This is a genomic window from Escherichia sp. AM3, from assembly GCF_032029835.1.
Lineage (GTDB): Bacteria > Pseudomonadota > Gammaproteobacteria > Enterobacterales > Enterobacteriaceae > Escherichia > Escherichia coli.
This window is the reverse complement of sequence record NZ_JAVUPQ010000020.1, coordinates 31,320-58,182: the sequence shown is the minus strand read 5'-3', so window position 1 is coordinate 58,182 and position 26,863 is coordinate 31,320. Positions and strand designations below refer to the sequence as shown.

The following is a 26,863-nucleotide window of genomic DNA, read 5'->3' as shown; positions in this document are numbered from 1 at the left end:
CTGATAGAAACAGAAGCCACTGGAGCACCTCAAAAACACCATCATACACTAAATCAGTAAGTTGGCAGCATCACCAACAAAGACATCATCTTTCCGTTGCAGATCTTCGCCCTTTCAAATAACGTACTTTACAACTTTCCCGAACAAGGAGTTGTGCCCGTGTTGTATGTTATTTACGCTCAAGACAAAGCTGATAGCCTCGAAAAACGCCTTTCCGTTCGTCCGGCACATTTAGCACGTTTACAGTTACTGCATGATGAAGGTCGTTTGTTGACAGCTGGTCCAATGCCAGCGGTAGACAGTAACGATCCAGGGGCTGCGGGATTTACTGGCTCAACCGTTATTGCTGAATTTGAATCGCTGGAAGCAGCTCAGGCCTGGGCCGATGCTGACCCGTACGTAGCGGCAGGAGTCTATGAACACGTTTCAGTGAAACCATTTAAGAAAGTGTTCTAATTTATTAGAAATTTGCACTTAAATCAAAAAGTTACGGACAATTCAACCACCAATCAATAAATTAAAGGGCACATTAAAGTACACAATATTTGTGCCCTTCTCTGTTTCTTTCCCGTTATCAGCTAGCTGGAAACTTTTTATACAGAGTTGAGAGCCCTACTCCATACGTTTTTGATACGCTTTGTCGTGATTCACCGGTTGCCATCCGCTCCCCCATTTCCCGCCATTGCTCATCCGTGAACTTAGGCCTGCGACCACCAACTCGCCCTTTTGCCCTGGCTACGGCCAGCCCTGCTAAGGTACGTTCGCTATTAAGATCAGATTCATATTGTGCTGCGGAAAGGATGTTACGAAAGTTATAGCGGCCGCTGGCTGTTTTGAGATCCACGCCATCGGTAATACTGCGGAAGTTGATACCCTTTTCCTGTAACTGCTGGAACATCAACAGCGCATGCAGAACGTTGCGGCCTATCCTGTCCAGCTTCCAGACCACCAGTTCATCCCCCGGCTGCATAGTGGCGATCAGCCGTTTTAGAACCGGCCGATTCGATTTCCTCCCGCTGGCATGCTCTTCAAAAATTTTCTCACAACCCGCTGACTTGAGCGCCGTTAGTTGCAATTCAGTGTCCTGGTGGTTTGTTGATACTCGGGCATAACCGTAAATCATGGGATTTCTCCTGTTATGAAAACAGGAGAAACGGCGAAGCATCACCAGATTTTTGATGGTTATAAAAAAGGTTGGTTTGGGAGGGATGGGGCAAACCTATAGCGCATCGCAAGATAACTCCTCAGAACCCTCCCCATGTTGGCCATCATCCACAGGCGGTTTTCACTATGCTCTGCCGTTTTGTCGACGAAATACGTTTGCTCGCGTGCGATCCAGGAGTTCGCCTCCTCCTCGGAAAAATGGATGCCGCGCCGGCGCAGCGCAGTAACGAAGTCGCGGGTGTGAAGGTACTGGAACCCCTTGGAACTGCGCAAAATGGACTCGCGGAAAGCCGCGGCGATGTCTGACTGTCTAAGCATGATCTGCCCTCCGATAAATACTGTTTTTATATACAGTAGTTTTATGAGGAGAGAAGATCAATATAGCCCATGGCTATCAATGCACGCTTCTGTGCTAACGTTTTGATTATTCAGCAGACCATGAATTAACTGTGACGGCATCAGGTATTCCACCACCGAATTTCATATTTATTGCATTCAGCTCAGCCATCACAGCCTCTTTTATCGCTGCATCATTTCCTTCTGATTCAACAGCAAGCGTTCCTGAATAAATTACCTGACCGTTTTTTGTCGCCTGATAATCCGCAATATAGCCAGCCATATGCACTCCTTAAATGTTTTTGCCTTTCAGCTGATAATAATTTTTGTAATAGGTGTAAATAGTTGCCATTTCAGCATCCGTTATTGCCCTAGATACAATCAGGCATGCCCGCATGAAGATAGTGGCAGTCGTGGCTCCCTCGACAGAACCGCCCAGCAGAATTTTTGACGAAGGTACAGCATAAGGAGTCGTCGCTGCGGTGCCGGTTGCTGACTGTGATGTGCGTGGCAGATCAAGCTTAGTCAGCATTGATCCGCTACCGTTGTCTCGCACAAACCGACTGACTGCCATTTCGCCATCAATTGCGGCAGTAGACGGGATAAGGTCGGCCTGTTGTGCTGCACCTGCTGCAGTCAACCATTTAGCTCTCCACGCTGTAGCCGTAGTTTGTGTACCACGAGTACGCTGTGGCGCGTTCATCTGCACCCGGCCCACAACAGCACCAATTACCCCTGGATGGACAGCTATTGTCACCATTGTCAGATCGCTGCCGTTATATGCTGCTATGTCGATGTTTGTATCCAGGTGGTTAGCCTCAGTGAGGCTGACGCCGTAATCACCAAGAACAGGAGAGCCAACAACGGACATAGCAGCTCCAACCCGGTTTCTGGTTAATGATGCAGTGTCGTTTACGTCAAAATCAGCCTGCAGGATAATCCCCGGTATTAAAGCCGGAAGTTGGGTGATGTCGTATGGATAAGGGTAAGTGTCAAGGTAACGCGTGGCTGTCACACCGTTATCAACATAAAAGCGGGTAGTCATGATTTACAGTCCTTTAAAGCTGGATGGAGAAAACGCAAAGGTCGTTATAGAGAGGCAGGCCGGATAGTGACGTCCCTGTTTGGGAATCTCTGATACACCCGCGCGAACCGGTTACAGGGCCGGGGTTTTGTCCGGCAATCCCCTGGCTTGCATAAGATATCGCCGTCGCAGTGGTAGAATCGGTCTTGGTGATAACTATTTTTGCTGCTGATCCGCTGCCGCTAACGGCTACCGAAGCAATTGTGGCCCCGGTCAGGACAAAGCCGTAGTTGCCTGGATCGGTAACCCTCGAGGTGTCAATCACGAGATCACCAACACAACCCGCCACTGGTATAGTGATTGTGGTTCCTGACTGCACAACACCAGACTCTATCGGCACAAGCGAGGATTTTGTATTGTCATTCAGCCACCCACCAACCACCGCGCCAATAACTTCGCCTTCTGTCCGATACCCTGCGCTGGTCAGATGCTCACCGTCTGAATACGGGCGGGCATACTGTGCGCTGGCAAGATGGATTAATGCGTTATCACGGGCTTCCTGATATTGCGCGATACCGATGTTATTAGTTTTGGTCGAACCGGCAGTTCCGCCGTATGGAATGGTATTAGATAACTGGCCTACAAACATGTGAAGCGACTGGCTTTTTCCTGTTGCCGCGTTAATGACAGACTCATACTGAGCACGGAGAGTCTCCATTGCGGCGCGATAACTGGATATAGATGTGCCTGCTGCTGCATTCTGGTTGCCGTGGATAAGCACCATTACGGGAACATACTGCATACCCAACTTTTCAGCCATGGCTACAGCTGACTGAATCATTTTCGTTGCACCAGTAAAAGTCGCTGAACCGGATGAAATGTCTGCGATTGCAGTACCGGATGAGCACGCATCGGAAACCAGAACCGTATGCCCGGTGAGATCATGAATTTTAAACGCCATACCGCTTGATGGCGACTCCTGTCCAGGCCGCGTCCCAGCATTCTCCCGGCATGGGATGACAGCCTCAAGGAGCGATTCATTCAGCGTGTCATACTTAAAATCGACTTTCGGGCCGGTCTCAAACGAGAGTATGCCGTAATCTGCCTGCGCTGTTGTCGTTACAGGGCTTTGTGCTTGCGTTGAACCGCCTGCAGCAAGAGACTGACCAGTTATAATCAGGTGAATAAGAAAGCGCAATGACTCTCGCGCCCGGTAATTCCCGTCATAAGTGGATCGATAAGTGATGTAGTTGCCGCTGACATTCGACAAATAACGCAAAAATTCCGCATATGCCACTGGCGCAATATTTGAAACTCCGGAGTCGTTCGTGATCTGAGTTACATCGCTGCCATCTACCGCAATGATATTTCCATCAACTGAAGCAACCATTGGGAATTCAGAGGCGTCATCATCAGGTGTGTCATCGCCCAGCTGCTCCACGGTACCATCTGTGCGAACTCGCCGAAAAATTCTCCCCTGTCCGTCCATATGTATTTCAGAATAGTCACTGACACTGTCATCATCAGCAAACCACGTGGTCAGGCTGCCATGTGTCAGATTGCCAAGGGCAGAAATGTTAAATATTTCTTCACCAGTGGCGCGCATCTGGCAGACAAATCCTCCACCTGCAATTTGCACAAGCTCAATCCCTGAACCAATCATCAATGCCGGAAACTGGCTCGTGCCATCGGTATAACGGCGATAAACGGCATGCCCTACACTATCAAGAATGAGCTCAGCAATATCTGGGTATGCATCGGTAGTCTGAGCAGCACCGAAAGCCATAATTTTCGCCAGTTCAGTGGCAACCAAATCTCTCAGCGCGTCAACATATCCAGCAGAAATCATCCTGCGACCGGTTGGCTGCAACGTTCCGCCAACGTTCATGACCTCGATCGCGAGGGCGCTGTCATCCGGGCTGCGATAATAAGTAGTGCTCCCCTCGGGGATATTAGCAATATCTGCCTGTGCATCAGCAAGCGTCATGTATTGCTTGCTCAGAGGGATCAGGTTTTGGCGGGCTTCATCAATAACAGCGTCGGTAGCAGCTGCCATTTTTTTAGTAGCCCCAATTATCGTATCCTGGGCGTTACCAAAACGATCTATAAAAGTATCTCTTTCGCTGTTCAGGAAATCATCGTACGCCAGGGCGTTATCATTCAGATCCTTCATGCTATTTGAAGGTCTTGGATTGCCGGTATTATATCTTTTGTCCATACCTGTTCCTGTCTTCATCTTTTCAATGAAGCAATTAAGATTGACGCCCCGCCCCTTCAGGGCTAACATCGCCTTACGTGTTTAAACGGTTAAATAAGAGAATGATTTTAATAAATAAATACACCCCTCCAACGCAGGAAGATTTAGCCAGACTGAAATCCGCACTAAATTACTCCGGAAACCAAATGGCAGGGCTCGCAGGTGTAGCCAGCGATAGCCAATGGCGGAAATACACTGGCGGAGAGAGCCCCAGGGTAATGTCAAGACACATACTGTTTTATATTGCAGCTCAGCTTGTTCTGTCTGATGAGCAACTTAACAATGTAATAAATAAAATGCGCGATATTGGCGCGGAGATAAAATAATGCTTGGCCTAATAAGGTTTTTTTTGGCATCGTGCGTCATTGCTTTTCACTTAACGGCTCGCATACCTGCACTTGGCAACTTTGCAGTGAATTGCTTCTATGTTATTAGTGGTTTTTTAATAACATACATTTTGCATGAAACATACAAGTTCAACTTCTCTATGTTTTGGAAAAATAGAATGCTGAGGTTATTCCCGGCATATATATTTTTTCTCGTCATGGGCTTTCTTATTATAAAATTAATTCCATCCGCAAAGGAATTCCACTCAAACTGGACAGGCAATTTCTTACCTGGAGATTTATTAGGAAACCTCTTAATCTTCCCCTGGGCTTTCCTTTCTGATAATGCTGTAGCAAATCCATTCGGTGCCTTTTCATCCATTTATCACTTTGCTATTGATGGTAATAGATTCAGAATAGTCACATCATCATGGTCAGTGGGTGTTGAGATAACATGTTATTTTTTATTGTGGCTTTTCATAGCCCGAAATAAATTTACAGCCATTACGTCGATTCTGCTTTCACTGCTTTATCATGCTTACGTATATGTAGTACACCATTCTTTTGATATGGCGTATTTCCCATTCCTTGCTGCAACACTTCCTTTTAGCATGGGTTCTCTGGGTTATTTTGCCCATAGAAAGTTCAAAGCTATGTATCTTTCTCCACACAAAGCTTTTTTAATAACATTTATTTGCATCGGGATTTTTATTACCAATTGGCATTTATATACAATTAATGCATTAGGTCAGTACAACATAATACTTTACTACACCAATAATGTAATAGCATTGTTTACAACCCTGGTATTATTAAAAATAAAGACAAACATACATCTTGAGAAAATACTCAAGTGGTTTGGTGACCTGGCCTATCCAATTTTTCTTTGTCAATATTTTGGTGGATTTCTAGCATGGCTTGCTATTGGTGGTGAAAATCGTGGCTTATCCATCTTTTTATTAGGCTACCCAATATCAATTGCACTTGGGATCGTTTGTGTAATATTAATAGACAAGCCACTAATTAAAATTAGAGCAAAAATAAGGGCGGACGCTCAAAGCAAAAATAATCAGGAAAACTCTTCAAGGTAAACTAAACCATTCGCTCCTTTTCCTGATGAATAGTTACCATTCCCCCCGGCACCACCTGAGCCGGGGAAACCGCCATCATCGCCAGAACTACCGAAGTGGCCATTGCCACCCGTTGATGAAAATGCAGATCCTCCAGCCCCGCCAATAAAAGCATCAGAACCATAATACAGACCACCTTGAGATATTCCGCCAGTAATATTTAAAATGTTCCCGCCACTTCCGATACCTCCAGCAGGAACTGTAGCCCCGCCACCACTCCCTCCAGTAGCTGAGATTAAACTCCCGAACCTTGTATCACCACCATTCCCGCCTTTAGACGAGACACCAGCAGCAACAGCACTGCCACCAGTACCTATCGTCACAGATATAGTTTCGTTATCAGAAATATTAAATAACCCTTCCGAAAATCCACCAGCACAACCTCCAGATGCGCCCACACTAACTGGAGCATTCTGGCCACCTCCCCCCGCTCCCCAAACTTTCACCCGCACTCTTTTCGTCCCTTTAGTTGGAGTGTAAGTCCCTGACTTAGTAAAGGTGACAATATTAAGCAGGCGACCGCCACCAATCGCTTTAAGAACCTGTGAATCATCATCAGGATCAAGCTCAAGCCCCGCGCCCTCAACAACGTTTACCAGCTCACGCTGAAAGGTATTCATCATCTCAGCATTAATTATTGTCGGTGAAATACCATTAGCGACATTACCATTAGTGTATTCACCATTAGCATCAGCGGTGTCAGTTGTACTGCCAACTTTTCTCATATAAACCTTCTTTTTAAATGTCTGAATTAAACGTAACCGGAAGCGATATCAAATATTCTGGCAAACTCAGGCGTGACTTCGTAAACCCCCTCATCGTTAAAACCGAAATAGATATAGCCAAATTTCACCAGGGTGTATGAGGGGGCAAGGGCATTTATCCGGCACTCAAGCTGGCGATTACCCCAGGAGCGTAATGGATCGCCGCAATAACTCAGACCTGCACGGGCATAAGTTATCGTTGTGTCTTCTGCCTCTACCAGCCAGACAAATGGCCAGTCATCCCCATTTAGCCCGTCACCACATACCGATAAGCCAGCACGCGCCTGCCGGTATTCCTTAATCGAAATCGTATAACCCATTGCTGCGGCAATACTGATGAAATAGCTCTTTGACTGCCCGCCGGTGCTGATGAGTTTCGATACAATGGCAGACTGACGCTTCGCAATCGTATCCACTTCGCCAATTGAGCAATCATCAGGTAAGCCGAGTGTTTTTTCCCACTCGGTGAGCATAATCGTCGCAGTTTTTGGAAAGGCACCGCGCAGCAATGCAAGTGCGTCGTTATCACTTCGCTGGAAACTGGCCGCAATGGCCCGCAGTACAGCGGCCTGAACAGCTTTTGGATCCCGTGTCCACGCTCGGCCGGTGGGGATAAGCGCCTGCAGTGCCTTCTGATAATCGTCTGTTGAGAAAAGGCTCATGTGTAGTTCACCTCACCACGAACAGCCAGCTCCCCAACTCCCGGCTCAATATTCGCAGAAGGCGACACAAGGATATAACCTGAAGTACCGGCAACATCCCCTATCGCACGGTTGAGATCTGAAAGGTAAATTTTCCCTGTGCCGAGCGGGTTAGCAGATTCAAACAATACCCCGTCAATCGCATCAGCAATGGCCGCAGTCGTTGCGCTGTCGGCATCAGATATCCCGCTTATTTCAAAATCGATAACGCGTTCGATGGGAGAGCAGACATAGTTAAGGGAGGTAACCGGCGCAAGCGGATACATATAATCGGCAACTCTCCCCTGATCCCCGGTGGCTTTTACAGCCCCCCACTCTTCCAGTTGAGAGACACCGTCAGTTCCTGCAGGGAATCCATGATTGGTTTTATCATCGCCGTCGCACATGATGTAAATCACCACGGTACCCGGCCCCATCCCCCGGCGCCGTATCCATGCCCTGGTGATCCCCGACACGGATAAAGCCCAGCTTTTATAATCAGTGTCACTCCCGCCCTGCGGGGGATTCTGATACGCCAGCAGACCACGTAATCGGAAATCCTCTTCACTTTCAATGTTGGCGCCGCCGGTGGCGGGCTCAATCAGCGTAACCGAGCTGTCTATGCCGGGGGCATTAGCATCCAGTGTAAGAATGGTGCCAGCATCGGCATTTCCGGAAGTGCCTCCTCCTGTCACATCGTCTGTGATATCCGGCAAAACCGCTGTTACAGCAACCGACGCACTGCCAGCAGTGTTTATCGTTATGGCATCATCGGTTGTGTACTGGTAACCATCATCACGGTTTAACACCGCCCCTTTTGACAGTGTTTTCCCCGGCGTTCCGGTAACGGTCGCCGCCGGAGAGCGTGCTGCCGTTGCGGCTTTTCGGTAAATCTGCTTTAGCGCCATCCATCCGGCAAGCCACTCATCGGTAGAGGTGAAAGGCGTGCTCTGACGGGCAATATAATCCAGGTAGGCGTAGTGCAGATGGGCCATGCCCGCATCCATATCAGCGAGCACCTTAAGGTTGCCAAACCGTAACAGCGCGCCAACACTTTCAAGCTCTGCCTGCATAAACTGGCGATTCTCCTGCCGGAGCTCGCTCAGTGTTTTCCGCTTAAATGGCATTATTCAGTTGCTCCCATAGCCAGAAGAATTTGAACTCCTGCCAGTCCCCCGCCGGCGGCAAATACCGGATGATGAGGTTCAGCCTATTCGGGAAAACAATCTCTGACTGAGCCTCTATCGCTGCTGCAATACCATCCGACTTCATCCAGGCCAGAGCCTCTTCGGCATAATCTTCAGCTCTCATCGCCACTTCGCGCGTCAGTTTTTCACGCCGCAGTAGCCACAGCCTTGAGCCAATATTCCGGTCGTTGTCCAGATCCCCCCACCAGCCGCGGCGGTCAGTTCCTTCATAATCATCATCAGCGCGCGCCAGTCCGTCAGTAAACAAACTGATAATTATGGCCGTGTGCATATCATTCTCAGATGTCAGTACGCCGTTACCGGTTTGCCAGTCAGCATGAATGGCATCCACATCCCAGAATGAGGAAATATCACTCATACCTGACTCTCTGTTTTTTCGCTTATGATCGTGCTATCGCCGGACTGAACTTTTTTAACGTCATGGTCATGATCGTTGTGAGCATCCCGCAGCGCTTTGAGCGTTGAATTGTTCGTCTCGCAGTTATCGATGATGTCACCCGTCACCAGGAGTTTGGGGGTAACCAGCTTTACCTGTTCCGTTGCCGTCGCGGTGATGTTTCTGGCATTATTGATCTCTACATCTTTGCCTTTCGCATCAATGAAAATTCCCTCCTCGGTCAGATGAATATTCATCCCCTGCTGGTTATAGACCACGGTTTCGCCTGGCTTAAGCCCGGTATACCGGAAGCTTTGATGGTTAGAGGCAATGACGACAGGACTGGAGCGGTCCCCGCCGAGAAAGGCAATAAGCACATCCGATCCCGCCGGTAACCCCGATGAAAAACCAAAATCAGAGAGCCGTGGGGCGCTGGCCACTTCCAGCGGAGTCTGGTACTGGATTTCCTGCACAACCCCGCTATCTTTCTGCGTGGTAATACGGCCAATGCCCAGCATGCCGGCGATGCGCGTGGCCGATTTCTTTAAATTTTGATTCATTGGTTTAGTCCGGGTATTTGCTGGTAGAAAGCATAAGGCTGGACAGCGAAAGCCTCCGGGGGCATCAGATAAAGGCGCGCATGGGTGCCGTCACTGTCTCTGATATAAGTCACCTCTGCGATAAGCAATTCGGTGTCAGGCAGCTGCAGACTCGGGATGTTGACCGGGATAAGCGTATTCGGCTCCCATAATTTCCCGGATTTATCGCGCCAGGAATCAATCGTCACCGTTAACTGACGGGAACGGCCGTATCGGCGGTTCATCTCCCAGTCAATCGCTCGCTGAGCCTGTTGTGAAGCCATCAGTGTACTTTCAACAATAATGATCCGTTTTCGGTAACGCATACTGGCCGCCTCAGGATCGCGGGCCGTCGCCAGCGTCACCGAATCATAAGCCGTATCTGGCGAGAATCCTGCAATCGGCGAAATGCTCATCGATACGCCGACGTAATCAGAAAAGCGGTCAGCCATCGAACGGCGGTAATAAGCCTGTTCGATATTTACCCCTTCTGCGATACCGCTGGCCGCGCGCTTTGTCCCCACCCGGGTCAGAAATAAGTTACCGTCAGGCTGATCGTAATAAAGCAATGCCGACCAGCGGGAGACACGATCAAGTATTTCCTGTGGCGATTCCCCCCAGTTCAGGGAAAATTGCGGAACTTTCACCAGATCATCAACGTCTGTACTTACGCCAATGTTGTAATGGGATGCGAGGCGGGAGGCAATATCAAGCGCATTACTGTTATTGATGACGTTATTTGGCCATTCAGCAGAGCAATCAACGAGATCTGCGCACTTACTGCGGCCTGAGGCTCTGACTTCATGGCGCGAACGGGAAATAGCAGGCGACCAGTCATCAACATACCCCGTCACTACCAGGTCGTTACCAAGCTTTACCTGACAAGGCATCCCTTCCTTTACCAGCTGCTTCTGGTCACTTCCCGGAAAATAATCCATCAGTCCCAGGTCAAAATCGGAGGGAAAACGCTCAATGCCACGGGTCACCCGCACAGAGTCCCATCCTTCAATGATTTTTCCGCCCACTGTCAGGGAGACAATATCCTGATCATTATCCGTACTCATTGTCTCAACACCTTCATCGTCGTCGGCATAAATGCCGGATGCGGTACGCTGGCCTCCTGTATCAGTTCATTTGCCCGCGAGGCATCCTGATACAGGCGGTTGGCCAGTACCAGGGCAGGAACCGGCACCGCAGTATTGATTTGCATCAACTCACTCAGTCCGGATGAAGTCTGAGCCATGGTATTCAGAAAAGCGGTTCTCACGTCCATCAATGCCGTATAAAGATCATCATCGCCACGGTCGCCCGCCAGTAGTAACGCGGTATCCAGTTGCCCGGCCACGCGTTGAGTGATTTCTTCGGCCTCATTACGACTGGTTGGGTTGTAATCTGCAGCAGCATCCGTCATGGCTCCGGTACATAGCACTACGATCAGCGTGTTCATGGTGCCAGCCAGTTGCTGGCTGCTTTCGGAACGCTGGTATCCGGTACTGGTTGAAGCCGCCAGTTTTTCAAATGCGGCAATTTTGTCACTCACGCTACCAGCGCTGGACAGAATGCGATTAATCACATCGGCAACGCCCTGAACAAATTCCTCGACCGATACAGATTCATTCAGTGCAGCCGTTGTATCGAGCACAGCCTGGCGATCCATCACCGCCCGGGCGGTAACCTGTTCAGACAATGCCTGATGGTCTTCTGAATCATCGGCATCACGATTGCCGTTAATACCCGAAGAGCTCCCGCCTACGGTCCCCTTGCTGTACCGCCCGTAACGATTATTCCCGAAAGTAGAATCCAGCACGTTACTGACGTTTGTTACCTCACTGATGGTGTTATCCACCATATTGGTCCAGAACGTCACGGTTCCCCTGATGGTCTGAATCCCCTGCGACACACCGCGGATCTCGCTTTTAATTCTCGCGAGGGTACTGGCAACCGTCGTACTAACCAGCTTCAGATAGTTGGTGCCAACGGTATTCCCCGCGGCGGCGCTGTCGGTAACGGCAAAGACCTTTAACCCCGACTCAATCACCATCAGGGTAAATTCAAACGAACGACCGTTGTCGGCGGAGCCGGAAAGCCTTAACCCGTTCTCAGGTATGGAAACGGTCATCTCCCCCAGCGTGGGGTGAATGAGCGTACCACTCCCCTTAGCTTCACACGCATTGATCAATGACTGGCGCTGAGAAATAACGTCGCCACCGCCGTATACCAGACTGTTCTGGACGATAAAGCCACGGATAATAAATCGCCGTGTCCCGCGCCCCATATCCTCAATCCAGGCGGTATCACGGTATGGATATTCATGAACCGCCTGCCGCCGGCCATGACTGCCTTCCTCATTCACCACAGCAAAAGGCACGCCCCGGAACGAGCCGGGACGTAGCTGGCTCAACCAGTCCTCACTACCACCGCCCCCCATCAGAGAAGTTATTGCATCCTGGATAATTGCCATCAGGCCTCCTGAATTAAAAAACCGCCAGGGTGGCGGTTTAATAGGGTTAGTAATTCATGGCAGTTGTTATTCTGCCGTTATCCTCGACGTTATAGGTTTTCTTCTCCCCCTTATCATTGACCAGGGTGATTTCCAGCTTCATTTTCTGATCGGCCATCGCCTCTTTGAGGGACCGGGTCAGGTTTTCACTGACAGTGTCTCTCCCATTACCGGAAGCTGTCAGGATTGAGGAACTGTCAAACTTGTCCGGTTGCGGTACGAGGATGTTCTCTCTCTGCTGGCTGAGCACTCGGCTGTCACGAAGACCAGACCAGCGCGGATCACTGATAGCCGTCTGAATTGCCGCCCGTATCTCATCTTCAGAATATGGCTGCGCCCCATTCTCATGCTGAATCATGGCCGCCATGACTGACTTCAGCACCTCCGGGTTATGCAGATCCACCCGCAGCTGGGGTTGAATACCTGTCGCGGCCGATACTGAATTGATATAGGACTGCGTATCATTTTCCGAGCGTGGCGCATAAGTGTGGATCATGCTGTTCAGCGTGTTATTCCCACGATCGCCATATAACATCAGTTGCCGGGCCATTGCCGCCAGCCCGTCGCTGCTGTTGTCATAAGTGACGAAACCACGATTCACTCCGGTCGCATTAGGCGCTATCCGGAGATTGCCGGGGTTATTATTTCTCAGGCCCAGTGCCTGGTTAGATGGCTGGCTGTAATTCACTTCTCTGCGTGGAGCTGCTGCACCTGCTGGCAGGATGACAGACAAATCATTTCGGAGTTGTTCAGCTCTGTCCCCGGCGCCATATTGCGCGTCGTAGCGTTTACGGACGGCATCAGTCATAAAGCCGGCATCCACCGCTCCGCGCTCGCGCCGGGAAAGGGTGTTATACAGCGCCTTATCACCCTGAATGCGGCGTAGCTTCCCGGCATCCTTGCTACTGATAAACCCCAGCGCATGCGACAGCCCGGTGAAATCGCCATTCGTGAACAAGTCGGTCACTCCTTCAAGGCCGTCTTTCACCGAACCATCGGAAAGCAATCCCTTAAACAGAGAGTTTTTCGAACGGTTTTTCAGCCCATCCCATGCAGCGCCCAGCTCATTCATGGAGCCGTTAACCTCGGACAATTGCCGGTTAAGTTCCGGATCAACCGTCAGGCCAAGTTCATCAGATTTAGCCAGCAATGCTTTCATCCGTACGCCTTCACGCATCAGCGCCAGCATTTCCGGCGTCAACCCGAGGGCATCGGAAACTGATTTCTGCTGGTCCGGTCGCAGACTCGGTAAAACGCGTGCTATCGACTCCAGTGTTCTCAGCGTATCAACGGATCCATCGTTGTTTTTCTGGATCTGAACGCCAATCTGTGACAATGCGCCGAGCACCTGGCTGTTGGCACCACTGGCGGCCTCCTTCAGGCTTTTAGCCATCCCCTCGATGGAGGAATTTGCACTGTCGCCATCAGCACCCAGTATCCGCATGGCACCGGACAGGCGGGAAAAATCGTCCACTCGCATACCCGCATTTTTCGCGGCGACATCGAGGTTATAGGCTTCCCTTGAGGCCTCATGGAAACCGTAGGCAATCTGTTTTAGCCCATATCCCGCCGCTCCAACAACCCCCAGTGATGCCAGCTTACCGGAGAGCTCACCGACCATCTTCAGCGGTGGTACCATGTCCCCGATGTACTGAACATTATCACGGGCATTTTTGGACAGATTTTCGAAGCGGGAAATAAAGCCGTTCAGTCCATCGAGGGTCTCCTGCCCTCCTAACTGGAGTCCCTCTTTGGTTTTATCCAGCTTTGGTTCCAGATCACGGATAGCCTCATTGATACGCTCAATGGCTTCCGTCGCCTGGTCGCTGGCCACCAGCTCAAAGTCGAAAGAATTACTCATCGGGTTCGGGATTCCTGAGTTTATTGATACGGGAGGCCTGCGATACCCACCACTTCAGACGGGCATAGGTCATGCCCCATGCCCTGTCTTCTGTCCAGCGGAAATAAAATGTGACGTCAGCGGCCGTTTCCTGCCAGGCGGTCAGGGCTTCCAGGTCAAAAAACCGAGCAAAAACTCCTCGCATTTTCGGAAGTCGATAAAATCCATCGGCTGAAGCACACTTTCCCGCGTATCCGTGACCAGCGAGATCAGCAGGCGCATCGCCGCCAGTGAAGTGGACGATGCCTGCTTTTCGTAGAACTGCTCTGCCTGGCTGAGCGTCGGCGCCTTCAGCTCCAGTTGCTCATAGCGTGTTTTTTGCGCCTCATCGACCAGAGGCTTGATGAGGGGAATGACTTTGGTGCGTTCAAGTTCTGCCATCTTAGTTCTCCGTTACGTCCCGGCCTTCCCAGCGAACATCAAACACTGCATCTTCGCTTTCCACTTCCTGAACGTTCACCGTCCATAGCGCGCGACCGATAATAGTCTTTCCGTTCGCCAGTTCGGCGATCACGTTGACGTTCGTCTGTTTGTTAAAAACCAGTACGTTGGTACCGCCGCTGTCGCGAAGACGGGCAGAAATATACGGGGCAACCGGCTTTTCTTTGTAGCCATGCACACCGTCCATGCCTGTCAGTGTGGTACGGTTAACAGTGGAGGTCTGATACTTGAATGAGCCCTCCACCATAACGGTCACCCCGTTTACGGTGACATAAGCGGTACCTGCCAGGCGATTAGTGGTATCTCCAGCCATGTTTTATGCTCCTGTTGATTCAGCCTGCAGGCGGAACTGGTTAAGCAGCGCGAAGATGCGCAACTGGTTCATAAGCGTTCCCGGCCACAACACATCGACGCGGTTCGGATTTGTTTTGTTCTGCTCCACGATAATGTTTCTGGCGAAGGCCTCAGCGTCCTGCGCGTAGCCGTTAAAGACCAGCGTCTGGTATTCCGCGATCTGATCGGCTCTGATGATGTTTGGCGTCACTATCGCCGCCCCCGGCGCAAAACGCGTGCCATCCGCGGCCAGCTTCATGCGACCAAATTTACTGGTCACTGCAGTGCGGAGATATCGCGTGACAAACATCAGGCTGAAGAGCGTTTCCACCTGAAGGTAACTGTCGTCTTCGTCGCCATAGCTGTTTTTCTGGTAGGTGGTAATCAGGTTTTCAATCATCACCGTCCCGTCATCACCCACGGTGTAAGTGGAGATGCCGCTGTACAGCAGGTTGTTGCGCTCTGTCAGCTCAAAGCGATCCGCCAGGTCCGGTGCCAGCACGCCATAAACAGGCAGACTTTGTAGCGGACGTGCGGGGTCATTACGCAGGCTGGGTGCGGCGGCCCCTGTCAGTGCCGCCGCCCAGATATAACGCGGTGACGGTGAGCGATACACACCAAGCAGTGACTCATGCTGGTTATTACGGGTTTCCCCTTTGGTGCCAAGCTCGGCGTAAGTGCCGTTGGTAGTGGTGAATGCGTGGCCATAAAGCTGTTTATCCCATGCCCAGCGGCCGGTTGCATCGTTCAGAAATTCTCTGATGGCATCCAGTGATGCGGTGTCATCATAAGGGTTGATGACAAAATCAAAGGTCTTATCCTGCAGGTTGCCAAGGGCATCAACAAAATCCGGCGCGCCGGCGCCGCCGGTCATGCCCGTGATGGTGAGTGTCAGGCCCGCGGGCGTCACCTCACCACCCTGAACACCGAGATAATTCAGCCTGATATCAATACCATTGCCCAGCAAAGCGATGCGCAATATCGCAACCGGATTCGACACAGGTGAATGGCCAGCGCCAATCACTGCTGACTACACCGACGAACTGAACGACTTCGACCTGCGCCGCCTTGAAGCGCTGCGTACTCAGGCATAAGGGGAATGATGATGGAAAACACGAATATCGTAACCGCTGAACAGCAGACTCCAAACACGATCTCAGCCAGCAATGCCATTTTCAACGTGCAGGCTTTAACCCAGCTTCAGTCTGTCGCCGGGTTGATGGCACAGGCAGCCGTAACGGTGCCTGAGCACCTCCGCGGCAATCCGGCAGACTGCATGGCCATCATCATGCAGGCGATGCAGTGGGGTATGAACCCTTACGCCGTGGCGCAAAAGACGCACCTGGTTAACGGTGTCCTGGGATACGAAGCGCAACTGGTTAATGCGGTGATCTCCAGCTCAAACGCCATCGTTGGCCGCTTTCACTATGAGTACGAGGGCGACTGGTCGAAATGTGCCAGCAGCCGCGAGATAACCGTTAAAAAGCCTGCGAAAGGTGGCGGGACGTACGACAAGAAAGAAATGGTACGCGGTTGGGAAAGTGCTGATGAACAAGGACTGTCGGTACGGGTAGGTGCCGTTATTCGCGGTGAAAGTGATATCACCTGGGGAGAGCCTGTTTTCCTCTCCAGCGTAATCACACGTAATTCTCCACTTTGGGTATCAAACCCGAAACAGCAGATCGCTTATCTGGCACTCAAATACTGGGCGCGCCTGTATTGCCCTGCAGTTGTTCTTGGTGTGTACACCCCTGATGAGATTGAACAGCGCACAGAAAAAGAGATCAACCCAACGCCGCAACGCGTTAGCCTGGCTGATATCTCAGGTGACACCGTCACAACCACGCAAAGCGCACAGGAATCGTCGGTAAATGTCGACTCTCTTGCCGATGATTTCCGCGAACGCATCGAATCTGCTCAGGACGTGGATAGCGCCAAATCGCTGCGTGCCGACATTGAAACGGCGAAAGCTACGCTGGGATCCGCACTATTCACCGAGCTGAAAAACAAAGCCGTAAAGCGTTATTACCTAGTGGATGCACGCAACAAGGTTGAGGAGGCTATTAAATCCCTGCCCCAGCCCGACGAGCCGCATGCAGCCGAACGGTTCGCTGAAGCCGAGCGCATGCTTGCATCTTCAAAGCGTCACTTAGGCGATGAACTGCACGATCAATTCAGCATCACCCTGGCGGATATGAAACCGGAATACGTGGCCTGACGAGACCGGGAGGGGTAACCCTCCCTCAAGGAGATTATATGCGACTGATCAATCGAGGAAGTAAGCAATCACCTTTAGCTCGCCAAGCATGCGACATCGCGCTGGCAGCTCACTTGCAAACATATGGCGACTATGGGCGAAGCAAGATGAAAGAGACTTATACGGTGAAGGTTGAAGGCGTGAAAGTCTGGATGGAGGTGGTGAACCGAAAGGCGAGCTACGTGGCCACAGCGATGACCGGCATGCGCCGTCTCCGCTCCCTGCCCGGGCAGGTTGGTTGAAAAAGATTTTGAATGGCCCGAACGGGCAACTAGAGAGAGCTATGGATGATATTTTGGTAACGTCAGACCTGACCAGTCGCTACAAAATTTCACGCAAAACCCTTTGGTCATGGCAAAGTGCAGACACAATGCCTCGGGGCTTCGTATGCCCGTTCCCACCCCCTGACTGGCCCGGCAACCCTAACCGCTGGCGCTCTGAGTCAATCAAAGAGTGGGAGGATAAAAAGAAGATAAATTAACTGAAGGGCTCTCCGATGATCTCTTCAAGATGGCTCTGCCAAACGCGGAGCCAGTGTTTCTGATCATCGATATAGTCATGAAGGTTGTAATGCGCCATAACCCCCACCATCTGATGCCCGAGCAGCTTTTCAATTACGTGCGGCGGGCAACCTAACTCAGAGAGATTTGTGGCTATCGTCCGCCTCATATCATGAAGCGACCACTCTGCCATACCTGTTCCATTCCAAATAGAACGGGCGTAATTGGATGCCACAGGTGAATGAACGGGCGAATCTTTGATCCCGCCATCAATTTTACGTTGTGAAGTCACCAGGTGATTGGTGTTTATTTTCTTGAGGTGATTTCTGACCAGGTTAACGGCGGCGTCTGAGAGTCCCCTTCTAATATGTACCCGAGTTTTATAACTGCCCGCAGGCACGACCCACTCATTATCATCCAATCGAAACCATGATCTCTCACTAAGTCGAATCTCAGCCGTACGGCATCCGGTAAGCATAATAAATTTCACCAGGAAAACGGACTCTATCGACATATGGCTTTTCAACCACTGATAGATTTTGCGCAGATCGTCATCGTCCATCCTGCGAGTTCTCTTTTTAGGCTTTTGCCCGACATCAGATGGCAGTAATCCCTCGAGTGGGTTTGAGGCGATCACACTTCTGTTAACGCAGAACCTAAACGCCCGTTTGCACAGCGAAAGCATGTAATGAGCCATCACCCTGCTTTCTATAGAATCGAAGACGTTGATCCAGTGCATTTTCGCTGTGTTATCGACTTTGACATTCTTCATCGGTTCGGCGATATGTTTCTCAAACACCTGGCGATAGTAATCGACTTTAACTAGCCCGTTAGCGATACAGTGCCTTTCAATCCAGTAATTGAACGCTTCGGCAACGGACATCGCTTCCTGTCGGGTCTGCTTATCCAGCTTCACCTGCTCTCGCGGATCCAGTCCCTCAGTTAACCAGTTTCTGAATTGTTGGCGACGCTCTCTTGCCTGGGTGATACTCATTGCAGGATAATCACCAACATTGAGTTTTACCGCTTTACCGGCCCAGCGATACCGATAGAAAAATGATATTTTTCCGGCCTGGCTGATTCTGGCGTTGAGCCCGTGCGAATCAGAAATAATCTCGATATCATCTCTTTTCTTGCCGAGCGCCTTCCTGAGCTTTGTGTCGGTGATCATTGAATGGGTACACATTTTTGTTTTTGGGTACACAAAAGTGTACACAAAGTTGCCCACTCAAAGCTACACGCAATGTAACACTAGTTCGCAGAGTGTTATGGTTTACATCCTTGAAAGCCTGCTGGATAAGGGTTTAGCGTAACAGAACGTTTTTACGCGGAATTGTTCGTAATATGCCAAATGACAATTTAAGAAAGTGTTCTGAATAGAGATTCAATATTTAAGGGCACGGTTTTTGCAACCGTGTTCTTGTTTGGCCTTTCCTTATAGCCGGTCAGTGCATTCACCACCACAAGCAGATAATAACTTTATCTGTATTTCTTTATATGATGTGAGCATATTCAGGAAAAATGACCTTTCCTGAGGTACAGTTGCTCGCTCAAATCCTTTGATTACTGCGGATAAAGTCATCTACTATTGTTTAACACATTCACGCGCTGCATGTATGTTCAGAAAATGTGCACGCTAAGATAATTAAACAAAATTGTGGTTACAGAGGTATCAGTGAGTCACTGGGCTACATTCAAACAAACAGCAACAAATTTATGGGTGACCCTTCGGCACGACATTCTCGCGCTGGCCGTCTTTTTAAATGGATTGCTTATTTTTAAAACAATCTATGGTATGTCGGTCAATTTGCTTGATATTTTCCATATCAAAGCATTTTCAGAGTTGGATCTCTCCTTGCTGGCAAACGCCCCACTCTTTATGCTCGGCGTCTTTCTTGTCCTGAACTCCATTGGCTTACTGTTCCGGGCAAAGCTCGCATGGGCAATCAGTATCATTTTGTTGTTGATAGCGCTAATTTACACCCTGCATTTTTATCCCTGGCTGAAATTTAGTATTGGATTTTGCATTTTTACGCTGGTGTTTTTGCTGATACTGCGCAAAGACTTCTCCCACAGTAGCGCCGCAGCCGGGACAATTTTTGCATTTATTAGTTTCACGACATTACTGTTTTACTCAACCTACGGTGCGCTTTATTTAAGCGAAGGTTTTAATCCGCGAATAGAAAGTTTGATGACCGCGTTCTATTTTTCGATAGAAACCATGTCAACCGTCGGCTATGGCGATATTGTCCCTGTTTCTGAATCAGCACGATTGTTCACTATTTCGGTCATTATTTCCGGCATTACCGTTTTTGCCACATCTATGACCTCAATTTTTGGTCCGCTTATCCGCGGGGGATTCAACAAACTTGTAAAAGGAAACAATCATACAATGCATCGTAAAGATCATTTTATTGTTTGCGGACATTCGATTCTCGCCATCAATACGATCCTGCAACTGAATCAACGCGGACAAAACGTAACGGTTATCAGCAACTTGCCTGAAGATGATATCAAGCAACTTGAGCAACGCTTAGGCGATAATGCTGATGTTATCCCCGGTGACAGTAATGACAGTTCTGTATTAAAGAAAGCGGGAATCGATCGTTGCCGGGCCATTCTGGCGCTGAGTGATAACGATGCAGATAACGCGTTTGTTGTACTCTCGGCAAAAGATATGAGCAGTGATGTCAAAACAGTTCTCGCCGTCAGTGATAGCAAAAACCTGAATAAGATTAAGATGGTACATCCGGATATCATTCTCTCACCGCAACTGTTTGGCAGCGAAATTCTGGCGCGAGTTTTAAATGGTGAAGAGATTAATAATGATATGCTCGTTTCAATGTTGTTGAACTCAGGTCATGGTATTTTCAGCGATAACGATGAACAAGAAACGAAAGCTGACAGTAAAGAATCGGCGCAAAAATAGAGTTTAAAGACGGAGGAGTAAACTTATTGGGCACCGCAATGGTGCCCAGTACATTTAGATATTGTAGATCGCAAACAATAACGAGTTACGCTGTTTGTTTAGAATGCACTTCCTGATGCTGTGGATACGCATATTTCGGCGCGATTGCCCCTCAAGCCAACGCGATTTACGTCGGCTAGCCTGACGCTGCATGCGCCAGCGCCCCACTTCCGTTCTACTCCGCTTCATGTTAACTACTCTATGCAATAACAGAATGGTCATTATACCCCCGCCCCCGACGCTGACCAGTGCTTTTCCCGCGTTTTTATTTGCCAGATGAATCCATATGCGTAAACTCATAACAATGCGCTTTCAAAAGGATTTCTAATCTATGACAACCGTTTATACGTTGGTGAGTTGGTTGGCCATTCTGGGATACTGGTTGCTCATTGCAGGCGTAACTTTACGCATTCTAATGAAACGACGCGCAGTTCCCTCCGCGATGGCCTGGCTGTTGATTATTTACATTCTGCCGTTAGTCGGAATTATTGCCTATCTTGCCGTTGGCGAGCTCCATTTAGGCAAACGCCGCGCTGAGCGCGCCAGAGCGATGTGGCCTTCCACCGCAAAATGGCTTAACGACCTTAAAGCCTGTAAGCATATCTTCGCCGAAGAAAATAGCAGTGTCGCTGCGCCATTATTCAAGCTTTGCGAGCGTCGTCAGGGGATCGCTGGGGTCAAAGGGAATCAGCTACAACTGATGACCGAGTCAGATGATGTGATGCAGGCGTTAATCCGCGACATCCAGCTCGCGCGCCATAATATTGAGATGGTGTTTTATATCTGGCAGCCCGGCGGCATGGCGGACCAGGTGGCTGAATCATTAATGGCCGCTGCGCGACGCGGCATTCATTGCCGATTGATGCTCGACTCCGCCGGGAGTGTGGCTTTTTTCCGCAGCCCGTGGCCCGAGCTAATGCGTAATGCCGGTATTGAAGTGGTCGAAGCCTTAAAGGTCAATCTGATGCGTGTGTTTTTACGCCGTATGGACCTGCGCCAACATCGCAAGATGATCATGATCGATAATTACATCGCGTACACCGGCAGCATGAATATGGTCGACCCTCGCTACTTCAAACAAGATGCGGGCGTAGGGCAATGGATTGATCTGATGGCGCGTATGGAAGGCCCCATCGCCACCGCGATGGGGATTATTTATTCCTGCGACTGGGAGATTGAAACCGGAAAACGTATTCTGCCGCCACCACCAGATGTCAATATTATGCCGTTTGAACAGGCCAGCGGTCACACCATTCACACAATTGCTTCTGGCCCAGGCTTTCCGGAAGATCTCATTCACCAGGCATTATTGACTGCGGCTTATTCGGCGCGTGAATATTTGATCATGACAACGCCCTACTTTGTGCCAAGCGATGATTTACTTCATGCGATTTGCACGGCGGCACAGCGCGGGGTGGATGTCAGTATTATCCTTCCGCGAAAAAATGACTCGATGCTGGTCGGCTGGGCCAGTCGCGCATTCTTTACGGAACTGCTGGCTGCTGGGGTTAAAATTTATCAGTTTGAAGGCGGGTTACTGCATACCAAGAGCGTGCTGGTCGATGGTGAACTAAGTCTGGTTGGCACCGTTAACCTTGATATGCGGAGTCTGTGGCTAAATTTCGAGATTACTCTGGCAATCGACGATAAAGGTTTTGGTGCAGACCTTGCCGCCGTTCAGGACGATTATATTTCGCGTTCACGTCTGCTCGATGCCCGTTTATGGCTAAAACGTCCATTATGGCAACGTGTCGCCGAGCGACTGTTTTACTTCTTCAGCCCGTTGCTGTAAAACGTCGCCAACAGAGGTTAAACAGGTAGTGACTATGGATATGGATCTAAACAATCGCCTGACTGAAGATGAAACGCTTGAGCAGGCCTACGATATTTTTCTCGAACTGGCTGCCGACAATCTCGATCCAGCTGATGTTCTGCTGTTCAATCTTCAGTTTGAAGAGCGCGGCGGCGCGGAGTTATTCGATCCGGCGGAAGACTGGCAGGAACATGTTGATTTCGATTTGAACCCGGACTTTTTTGCCGAAGTGGTGATTGGTCTGGCGGACAGTGAAGATGGTGAAATCAACGATGTTTTCGCCCGCATTCTGTTATGCCGCGAAAAAGATCACAAACTTTGCCATATCATCTGGCGGGAATAAATAATCGCTTTCGGCGTGAAAAAGGGCTGACAACTGTCAGCCCTTATTGTGTTTAAAGCGGATCGACTTTCAGGCAAGAAACGGCGTGTCTGAAACTCCCCTCCAGAACAGGACGTGTTTTGGCGCACTCCGGACCGGCAATCGGGCAACGGGTACGGAAAACACAACCGGAAGGCGGGTTGATCGGCGACGGTAATTCCCCTTCCAGTAACTGGATGGTTTTGTTCTTCTCCAGATCCGGATCAGGTATGGGGACTGCCGACATCAATGCCCTGGTGTAAGGATGTAGTGGATTGTGGTAGACCTCATCATAGGTCCCCAGTTCTACCGCATGGCCGAGATACATCACCAACACACGATCGGAAATGTGTTTTACCACGGCCAGGTCATGAGCGATAAAAATTAATGACAATCCCATCTCACGTTGCAGCTGCTGGAGCAGGTTGACCACCTGCGCCTGAATTGACACGTCCAGCGCCGACACCGGCTCATCGCAGATAATCAGCTTCGGTTCAAGAATAAGAGCACGAGCAATCCCGATACGCTGGCACTGCCCACCGGAGAACTCATGCGGATAGCGGTTAATCAGGTTAGGCAATAACCCGACTTTCAGCATCATCGCCTTCACGCGCTCGCGAACTTCCTGGCGTGACATTTTCGGATGATAAGTACGCAGTGGTTCAGCGATGATCTCGCCGATGGTCATACGCGGGTTTAGCGATGCCAACGGATCCTGGAAAATCATCTGAATATCACTGCGAACGGCACGCCATTCATCGGGCTTCATGCCCAGCAACTCTTTACCTAACCAGGCAACATGACCGTCGGTCGCCTTGACCAAACCGATGATGGCGCGAGCAAAGGTGGACTTACCGCATCCCGATTCCCCTACCACACCTAATGTTTCCCCTTCATACAGGCGAAGAGTGACACCATCGACGGCTTTGAGCGTTTTCGGCGGTTGCCAGAACCACTGTTTGCCATCTTTGATTTCAAAGTGCACTTTAAGATCGGCGATTTCAAGGAGGACTTTTCTTCCTTCAGTTACAGCATTCATAACAGTTCCTCCACCGGTTTAAAGCAAGCACGCAGACGGCCAGGCGTAAACTCTTCCAGCGGCGGTGCGCTACTACAAATTTCCATCGCATGTGGACAACGTGGCTGGAACGGGCAACCTTTCGGTAATCGCAGCAAGTTTGGCGGATTACCAGGGATGGTCAACATTGTTTCACCTTCCGCATCAAGACGCGGCACCGCGTTGAGCAAACCGATAGAATAAGGATGAACGGGTTGATAAAAGACATCGCGCGCATTGCCATATTCCATCGTGCGCCCGGCGTACATTACCAGCACTTTGTCGCAGATCCCCGCCACCACGCCAAGATCGTGGGTGATCATAATGATGGCGGTATTAAATTCCCGCTTCAGTTCATTTAATAGCGTCATGATCTGCGCCTGTACGGTGACGTCCAGCGCAGTAGTGGGTTCATCCGCAATCAGTAGCTTAGGTCGACATAGCAATGCCATCGCAATCATGACTCGCTGACGCATGCCGCCAGAAAATTCGTGCGGGTACATTTTCATGCGTTTACGCGCTTCCGGCATTTTTACCGCATCGAGCATCCGCACCGACTCTTCAAACGCCTCAGCTTTGCTCATGTTCTTATGCAGCATCAACACTTCCATTAACTGCTCACCGACGCGCATATAGGGATTCAACGAAGTCATTGGGTCCTGAAAAATCATTGAGATTTGTTCAGCGCGCAGTTTATTGAGTTCATGCTCTGGCAAATTGAGGATTTCACGCCCATTGAAGGTTGCCGATCCGCCAATACGTCCGTTGGCAGCCAACAGGCCCATCAACGCAAATGCAGTTTGCGATTTACCCGAACCAGACTCACCTACAATACCCAGCGTTTCTCCGGCACGTAGGGAAAAATTCAAATCATTGACCGCCGTGACGTCGCCGTCCGGGGTACTAAAGGTGACACGCAAATCTTTCACGTTCAGCAGTGCGTCAGCCTGTTGTTGTGCGAGCGGCACAGTTGCAGTTTCAATTACGCTCATGGCTGCACTCCTTAACGATCTTTCGGGTCGAGGGCATCACGCAAGCCATCGCCGATAAAGTTGAAACAAAACAGCGTCACCACGAGGAATCCCGCTGGGAACAACAATAACCATGGAGAGACTTCCATCGAGTTCGCGCCATCACTCAGCAATGCACCCCAGCTGCTTAACGGCTCTTGCGTACCCAACCCCAGGAAGCTAAGGAAAGATTCAAAGAGGATCATGCTGGGCACCAGAAGTGATGCGTAGACCACCACCACACCGAGTACATTCGGCACAATGTGGCGAATAACAATGCCCGATGTCGATACACCGCCAACTTGTGCCGCCTCAATAAACTCTTTGCGCTTCAGACTCAGGGTTTGCCCACGCACAATACGAGCCATATCCAGCCAGGAAACCATGCCTATCGCCACGAAAATCAGCAGGATGTTTTGACCGAAAAAGGTCACCAGCAAAATGACGAAGAACATGAATGGGAAGGAGTTGAGGATTTCCAGCAGACGCATCATTACCGAATCCACTTTACCGCCCAGATAACCGGAAAGCGAACCATAAAGTGTCCCGACGACCACAGCCACCAGTGCCGCAGCAACACCGACCATGAGTGAGATACGCCCGCCAATCGCAACGCGCACAAGCAGGTCGCGACCGGATGAGTCAGTACCAAAGTAGTGACCGGACTCCATATCCGGGGCGCTGGACATCATCGCCCAGTCAGTATCGTCATAGGCAAACTGGGAAAGCATCGGTGCCAGGATTACAAATAACGCGATCAGCACCAGCACTATCAGACTGGCAACCGCCGCACGGTTATGCATAAAACGTCGACGTGCGTCCTGCCACAAGCTGCGCCCTTCGACCTCCAGCTTTTCACTGAAATTTTCCAGCGTCTCGCTGTTTTTCTTACTTAACATCATCGCGAGCTCCAGTATCAGTAACGGATTTTCGGGTCGATAACCGCATATAGCACATCGACAATGGCATTAAACAAAATGGTTAAAGCACCAACCAGGATGGTCAGGCTTAACACTAAGGAATAGTCACGGTTCAATGCGCCATTAACGAACAGTTGTCCAATCCCCGGCAAACCATAAATGGTTTCGATAACCATAGAACCGGTAATAATGCCGACAAATGCGGGGCCCATATAAGAGAGCACGGGTAACAGAGCAGGTTTTAATGCGTGACGTAAAATGATCCGCCGCATAGGTAACCCTTTCGCCCGGGCAGTACGAATAAAATTGGAGTGTAATACTTCAATCATAGAGCCACGGGTAATACGCGCAATACTGGCGATATAAGCGAGTGACAACGCCACCATCGGCAATATCATGAATTTAAGCGCCCCACCATTCCAGCCACCGCCCGGCAGCCAATGCAAAATGATCGCAAATATCATGACTAATAATGGTGCAACCACAAAACTGGGGATAACAACCCCGGTCATTGCCAGCCCCATCACGGTATAGTCCCATTTGGTGTTTTGTTTTAATGCGGCAATAACGCCAGCACTAACACCCAGTATTACCGCAAGGAAAAATGCTGCGGCTCCCAGTTTGGCAGAAACGGGAAAACTGGATGCAACCAAGTCATTGACCGAATAATCTTTATATTTAAACGATGGACCGAAATCACCGTGCGCCAGTTGTTTCAGGTAGCTGAAATACTGTGTCATGATCGGATCATTAAGATGATATTTCGCTTCGATATTGGCCATCACTTCTGGCGGTAAAGTACGTTCGCCGGTAAAAGGGCTTCCCGGCGCGAGGCGCATCATAAAGAACGAAATAGTAATAAGAATAAATAGCGTCGGAATCGCTTCCAGACAGCGACGTAGAATAAATTTTAACATTGCCCTACCTTCTGGCCTGTGCCTTCTGTAATGCGATAAAAAT

At 49.9% G+C, this 26,863-nt stretch carries 29 protein-coding genes and 1 pseudogene; 8 read left to right on the top strand and 22 right to left on the bottom strand.

Annotated features, from left to right (window positions below):
• Positions 1-159: 159 nt before the first annotated feature.
• Positions 160-456 (top strand): YciI family protein, encoded by a 297-nt coding sequence (locus RTW80_RS10610; protein ID WP_000967595.1) that lies wholly within the window; start codon positions 160-162, stop codon positions 454-456.
• Between the two features lie 118 nt (positions 457-574).
• On the opposite strand, the gene RTW80_RS10605 is transcribed toward RTW80_RS10610, so the two are convergent.
• The 5 genes from RTW80_RS10605 to RTW80_RS10585 all read right to left on the bottom strand — a co-directional run bounded on the left by RTW80_RS10605 (position 575) and on the right by RTW80_RS10585 (position 4,811).
• Complete coding sequence (locus RTW80_RS10605) at positions 575-1,123, bottom strand: recombinase family protein (protein ID WP_000639140.1); 549 nt, start codon at positions 1,121-1,123, stop codon at positions 575-577.
• 59 nt (positions 1,124-1,182) lie between these two features.
• Positions 1,183-1,482 (bottom strand): hypothetical protein, encoded by a 300-nt coding sequence (locus RTW80_RS10600; RefSeq protein WP_312719065.1) that lies wholly within the window; start codon positions 1,480-1,482, stop codon positions 1,183-1,185.
• 106 nt (positions 1,483-1,588) lie between these two features.
• On the bottom strand, positions 1,589-1,783 hold the full coding sequence (locus RTW80_RS10595; RefSeq protein ID WP_021543321.1) for a hypothetical protein: 195 nt from the start codon (positions 1,781-1,783) through the stop codon (positions 1,589-1,591).
• 9 nt (positions 1,784-1,792) lie between these two features.
• Positions 1,793-2,545, bottom strand: coding sequence for a hypothetical protein (locus tag RTW80_RS10590; protein WP_021543320.1), 753 nt, complete (start codon positions 2,543-2,545; stop codon positions 1,793-1,795).
• Between the two features lie 13 nt (positions 2,546-2,558).
• Entirely contained in the window at positions 2,559-4,811 is a 2,253-nt protein-coding gene (locus tag RTW80_RS10585; RefSeq protein ID WP_409415303.1) for a hypothetical protein, read from the bottom strand.
• Positions 4,812-5,106: 295 nt separating this feature from the next.
• On the opposite strand from RTW80_RS10585, the gene RTW80_RS10580 reads away from it, so the two are divergent.
• Positions 5,107-6,198 (top strand): acyltransferase, encoded by a 1,092-nt coding sequence (locus RTW80_RS10580; protein ID WP_021543318.1) that lies wholly within the window; start codon positions 5,107-5,109, stop codon positions 6,196-6,198.
• Here the strand turns inward: RTW80_RS10580 and RTW80_RS10575 are convergent.
• From RTW80_RS10575 to RTW80_RS10525, 11 genes and pseudogenes are all read right to left on the bottom strand, one after another.
• Entirely contained in the window at positions 6,177-6,962 is a 786-nt protein-coding gene (locus RTW80_RS10575; protein WP_001310746.1) for a hypothetical protein, read from the bottom strand. The two genes, RTW80_RS10580 and RTW80_RS10575, sit on opposite strands and share 22 nt — an antisense overlap.
• Positions 6,963-6,988: 26 nt before the next feature.
• Positions 6,989-7,663 carry a YmfQ family protein gene (locus RTW80_RS10570; protein ID WP_021543317.1) on the bottom strand — a complete coding sequence of 225 codons (675 nt, stop codon included), beginning with the start codon at positions 7,661-7,663 and terminating at the stop codon, positions 6,989-6,991.
• On the bottom strand, positions 7,660-8,808 hold the full coding sequence (locus RTW80_RS10565; RefSeq protein ID WP_021543316.1) for a baseplate J/gp47 family protein: 1,149 nt from the start codon (positions 8,806-8,808) through the stop codon (positions 7,660-7,662). Before RTW80_RS10565 ends, RTW80_RS10570 begins: the two co-directional genes overlap by 4 nt.
• Positions 8,798-9,247, bottom strand: coding sequence for a phage GP46 family protein (locus RTW80_RS10560; RefSeq protein ID WP_001280393.1), 450 nt, complete (start codon positions 9,245-9,247; stop codon positions 8,798-8,800). Before RTW80_RS10560 ends, RTW80_RS10565 begins: the two co-directional genes overlap by 11 nt.
• Entirely contained in the window at positions 9,244-9,825 is a 582-nt protein-coding gene (locus tag RTW80_RS10555) for a phage baseplate assembly protein (protein WP_001075147.1), read from the bottom strand. Before RTW80_RS10555 ends, RTW80_RS10560 begins: the two co-directional genes overlap by 4 nt.
• Positions 9,822-10,907 carry a phage baseplate assembly protein gene (locus RTW80_RS10550; RefSeq protein ID WP_000102291.1) on the bottom strand — a complete coding sequence of 362 codons (1,086 nt, stop codon included), beginning with the start codon at positions 10,905-10,907 and terminating at the stop codon, positions 9,822-9,824. Before RTW80_RS10550 ends, RTW80_RS10555 begins: the two co-directional genes overlap by 4 nt.
• The gene (locus RTW80_RS10545) at positions 10,904-12,304 is read right to left on the bottom strand and encodes a DNA circularization protein (protein WP_021543315.1); all 1,401 of its coding nucleotides are present in this window, start codon (positions 12,302-12,304) and stop codon (positions 10,904-10,906) included. The genes RTW80_RS10550 and RTW80_RS10545 overlap by 4 nt, the downstream gene beginning before the upstream one ends.
• Before the next feature lie 46 nt (positions 12,305-12,350).
• A complete protein-coding gene (locus tag RTW80_RS10540) occupies positions 12,351-14,204 on the bottom strand; it encodes a hypothetical protein (RefSeq protein ID WP_021543314.1) in 1,854 nt (617 codons plus the stop codon).
• Between the two features lie 141 nt (positions 14,205-14,345).
• Entirely contained in the window at positions 14,346-14,624 is a 279-nt protein-coding gene (locus tag RTW80_RS10535; protein WP_000818812.1) for a phage tail assembly protein, read from the bottom strand.
• 1 nt (position 14,625) lies between these two features.
• Positions 14,626-14,997: a phage tail tube protein gene (locus RTW80_RS10530; RefSeq protein ID WP_312719056.1), complete on the bottom strand. Its 372-nt coding sequence runs from the start codon at positions 14,995-14,997 to the stop codon at positions 14,626-14,628.
• A gap of 3 nt (positions 14,998-15,000) precedes the next feature.
• Positions 15,001-15,978 (bottom strand): annotated as a pseudogene (locus tag RTW80_RS10525) (phage tail sheath subtilisin-like domain-containing protein); the annotation flags it as partial.
• A gap of 10 nt (positions 15,979-15,988) precedes the next feature.
• Between RTW80_RS10525 and RTW80_RS10520 the strand changes: the two are divergent.
• Genes RTW80_RS10520 through RTW80_RS10510 form a run of 3 tightly spaced genes read left to right on the top strand, consistent with a single transcriptional unit; the run spans position 15,989 to position 17,516 of the window.
• The gene (locus RTW80_RS10520; RefSeq protein ID WP_259282643.1) at positions 15,989-16,111 is read left to right on the top strand and encodes a hypothetical protein; all 123 of its coding nucleotides are present in this window, start codon (positions 15,989-15,991) and stop codon (positions 16,109-16,111) included.
• Positions 16,112-16,122: 11 nt separating this feature from the next.
• Positions 16,123-17,235 carry a RecT family recombinase gene (locus RTW80_RS10515; RefSeq protein ID WP_000432226.1) on the top strand — a complete coding sequence of 371 codons (1,113 nt, stop codon included), beginning with the start codon at positions 16,123-16,125 and terminating at the stop codon, positions 17,233-17,235.
• A 38-nt stretch (positions 17,236-17,273) separates the two neighbouring features.
• On the top strand, positions 17,274-17,516 hold the full coding sequence (locus RTW80_RS10510; protein WP_312719046.1) for a DUF4060 family protein: 243 nt from the start codon (positions 17,274-17,276) through the stop codon (positions 17,514-17,516).
• A 235-nt stretch (positions 17,517-17,751) separates the two neighbouring features.
• Here the strand turns inward: RTW80_RS10510 and RTW80_RS10500 are convergent, their stop codons facing one another.
• Positions 17,752-18,945, bottom strand: coding sequence for a tyrosine-type recombinase/integrase (locus RTW80_RS10500; RefSeq protein ID WP_000627155.1), 1,194 nt, complete (start codon positions 18,943-18,945; stop codon positions 17,752-17,754).
• A 504-nt stretch (positions 18,946-19,449) separates the two neighbouring features.
• Here RTW80_RS10500 and kch point away from each other — a divergent pair.
• Positions 19,450-20,703, top strand: a complete 1,254-nt coding sequence (gene kch / locus RTW80_RS10495) for a voltage-gated potassium channel protein (RefSeq protein ID WP_000020078.1) — start codon at positions 19,450-19,452, stop codon at positions 20,701-20,703.
• Positions 20,704-20,757: 54 nt separating this feature from the next.
• On the opposite strand, the gene RTW80_RS10490 is transcribed toward kch, so the two are convergent.
• On the bottom strand, positions 20,758-20,931 hold the full coding sequence (locus RTW80_RS10490) for a YciY family protein (protein ID WP_001309467.1): 174 nt from the start codon (positions 20,929-20,931) through the stop codon (positions 20,758-20,760).
• Positions 20,932-21,073: 142 nt separating this feature from the next.
• Between RTW80_RS10490 and cls the strand changes: the two genes are divergently transcribed.
• Both cls and RTW80_RS10480 read left to right on the top strand, forming a co-directional pair.
• A complete protein-coding gene (gene cls, locus RTW80_RS10485) occupies positions 21,074-22,534 on the top strand; it encodes a cardiolipin synthase (protein WP_000214516.1) in 1,461 nt (486 codons plus the stop codon).
• A 34-nt stretch (positions 22,535-22,568) separates the two neighbouring features.
• On the top strand, positions 22,569-22,898 hold the full coding sequence (locus tag RTW80_RS10480) for an HI1450 family dsDNA-mimic protein (protein WP_000366959.1): 330 nt from the start codon (positions 22,569-22,571) through the stop codon (positions 22,896-22,898).
• A gap of 52 nt (positions 22,899-22,950) precedes the next feature.
• On the opposite strand, the gene oppF is transcribed toward RTW80_RS10480, so the two are convergent.
• Genes oppF through oppB form a run of 4 tightly spaced genes read right to left on the bottom strand, consistent with a single transcriptional unit; the run spans position 22,951 to position 26,820 of the window.
• Entirely contained in the window at positions 22,951-23,955 is a 1,005-nt protein-coding gene (gene oppF, locus RTW80_RS10475; protein WP_000994905.1) for a murein tripeptide/oligopeptide ABC transporter ATP-binding protein OppF, read from the bottom strand.
• The gene (oppD, locus tag RTW80_RS10470; RefSeq protein WP_000110945.1) at positions 23,952-24,965 is read right to left on the bottom strand and encodes a murein tripeptide/oligopeptide ABC transporter ATP-binding protein OppD; all 1,014 of its coding nucleotides are present in this window, start codon (positions 24,963-24,965) and stop codon (positions 23,952-23,954) included. The genes oppF and oppD overlap by 4 nt, the downstream gene beginning before the upstream one ends.
• 11 nt (positions 24,966-24,976) lie before the next feature.
• Complete coding sequence (oppC, locus tag RTW80_RS10465) at positions 24,977-25,885, bottom strand: oligopeptide ABC transporter permease OppC (RefSeq protein WP_000979661.1); 909 nt, start codon at positions 25,883-25,885, stop codon at positions 24,977-24,979.
• Between the two features lie 14 nt (positions 25,886-25,899).
• A complete protein-coding gene (oppB, locus tag RTW80_RS10460; protein ID WP_000911112.1) occupies positions 25,900-26,820 on the bottom strand; it encodes an oligopeptide ABC transporter permease OppB in 921 nt (306 codons plus the stop codon).
• Positions 26,821-26,863 lie beyond the last annotated feature (43 nt).

Bases quoted from the DNA above. Each gene is read 5' to 3' on its own strand.
- RTW80_RS10605 (WP_000639140.1), bottom strand. From the start codon at position 1,123: ATGATTTACGGTTATGCCCGAGTATCAACAAACCACCAGGACACTGAA.
- RTW80_RS10600 (WP_312719065.1), bottom strand. From the start codon at position 1,482: ATGCTTAGACAGTCAGACATCGCCGCGGCTTTCCGCGAGTCCATTTTG.
- RTW80_RS10595 (WP_021543321.1), bottom strand. From the start codon at position 1,783: ATGGCTGGCTATATTGCGGATTATCAGGCGACAAAAAACGGTCAGGTA.
- RTW80_RS10590 (WP_021543320.1), bottom strand. From the start codon at position 2,545: ATGACTACCCGCTTTTATGTTGATAACGGTGTGACAGCCACGCGTTAC.
- RTW80_RS10585 (WP_409415303.1), bottom strand. From the start codon at position 4,811: ATGTTAGCCCTGAAGGGGCGGGGCGTCAATCTTAATTGCTTCATTGAA.
- RTW80_RS10580 (WP_021543318.1), top strand. From the start codon at position 5,107: ATGCTTGGCCTAATAAGGTTTTTTTTGGCATCGTGCGTCATTGCTTTT.
- RTW80_RS10575 (WP_001310746.1), bottom strand. From the start codon at position 6,962: ATGAGAAAAGTTGGCAGTACAACTGACACCGCTGATGCTAATGGTGAA.
- RTW80_RS10570 (WP_021543317.1), bottom strand. From the start codon at position 7,663: ATGAGCCTTTTCTCAACAGACGATTATCAGAAGGCACTGCAGGCGCTT.
- RTW80_RS10565 (WP_021543316.1), bottom strand. From the start codon at position 8,808: ATGCCATTTAAGCGGAAAACACTGAGCGAGCTCCGGCAGGAGAATCGC.
- RTW80_RS10560 (WP_001280393.1), bottom strand. From the start codon at position 9,247: ATGAGTGATATTTCCTCATTCTGGGATGTGGATGCCATTCATGCTGAC.
- RTW80_RS10555 (WP_001075147.1), bottom strand. From the start codon at position 9,825: ATGAATCAAAATTTAAAGAAATCGGCCACGCGCATCGCCGGCATGCTG.
- RTW80_RS10550 (WP_000102291.1), bottom strand. From the start codon at position 10,907: ATGAGTACGGATAATGATCAGGATATTGTCTCCCTGACAGTGGGCGGA.
- RTW80_RS10545 (WP_021543315.1), bottom strand. From the start codon at position 12,304: ATGGCAATTATCCAGGATGCAATAACTTCTCTGATGGGGGGCGGTGGT.
- RTW80_RS10540 (WP_021543314.1), bottom strand. From the start codon at position 14,204: ATGAGTAATTCTTTCGACTTTGAGCTGGTGGCCAGCGACCAGGCGACG.
- RTW80_RS10535 (WP_000818812.1), bottom strand. From the start codon at position 14,624: ATGGCAGAACTTGAACGCACCAAAGTCATTCCCCTCATCAAGCCTCTG.
- RTW80_RS10530 (WP_312719056.1), bottom strand. From the start codon at position 14,997: ATGGCTGGAGATACCACTAATCGCCTGGCAGGTACCGCTTATGTCACC.
- RTW80_RS10520 (WP_259282643.1), top strand. From the start codon at position 15,989: ATGCGCAATATCGCAACCGGATTCGACACAGGTGAATGGCCAGCGCCA.
- RTW80_RS10515 (WP_000432226.1), top strand. From the start codon at position 16,123: ATGGAAAACACGAATATCGTAACCGCTGAACAGCAGACTCCAAACACG.
- RTW80_RS10510 (WP_312719046.1), top strand. From the start codon at position 17,274: ATGCGACTGATCAATCGAGGAAGTAAGCAATCACCTTTAGCTCGCCAA.
- RTW80_RS10500 (WP_000627155.1), bottom strand. From the start codon at position 18,945: ATGATCACCGACACAAAGCTCAGGAAGGCGCTCGGCAAGAAAAGAGAT.
- RTW80_RS10490 (WP_001309467.1), bottom strand. From the start codon at position 20,931: ATGAAGCGGAGTAGAACGGAAGTGGGGCGCTGGCGCATGCAGCGTCAG.
- cls (WP_000214516.1), top strand. From the start codon at position 21,074: ATGACAACCGTTTATACGTTGGTGAGTTGGTTGGCCATTCTGGGATAC.
- RTW80_RS10480 (WP_000366959.1), top strand. From the start codon at position 22,569: ATGGATATGGATCTAAACAATCGCCTGACTGAAGATGAAACGCTTGAG.
- oppF (WP_000994905.1), bottom strand. From the start codon at position 23,955: ATGAATGCTGTAACTGAAGGAAGAAAAGTCCTCCTTGAAATCGCCGAT.
- oppD (WP_000110945.1), bottom strand. From the start codon at position 24,965: ATGAGCGTAATTGAAACTGCAACTGTGCCGCTCGCACAACAACAGGCT.
- oppC (WP_000979661.1), bottom strand. From the start codon at position 25,885: ATGATGTTAAGTAAGAAAAACAGCGAGACGCTGGAAAATTTCAGTGAA.
- oppB (WP_000911112.1), bottom strand. From the start codon at position 26,820: ATGTTAAAATTTATTCTACGTCGCTGTCTGGAAGCGATTCCGACGCTA.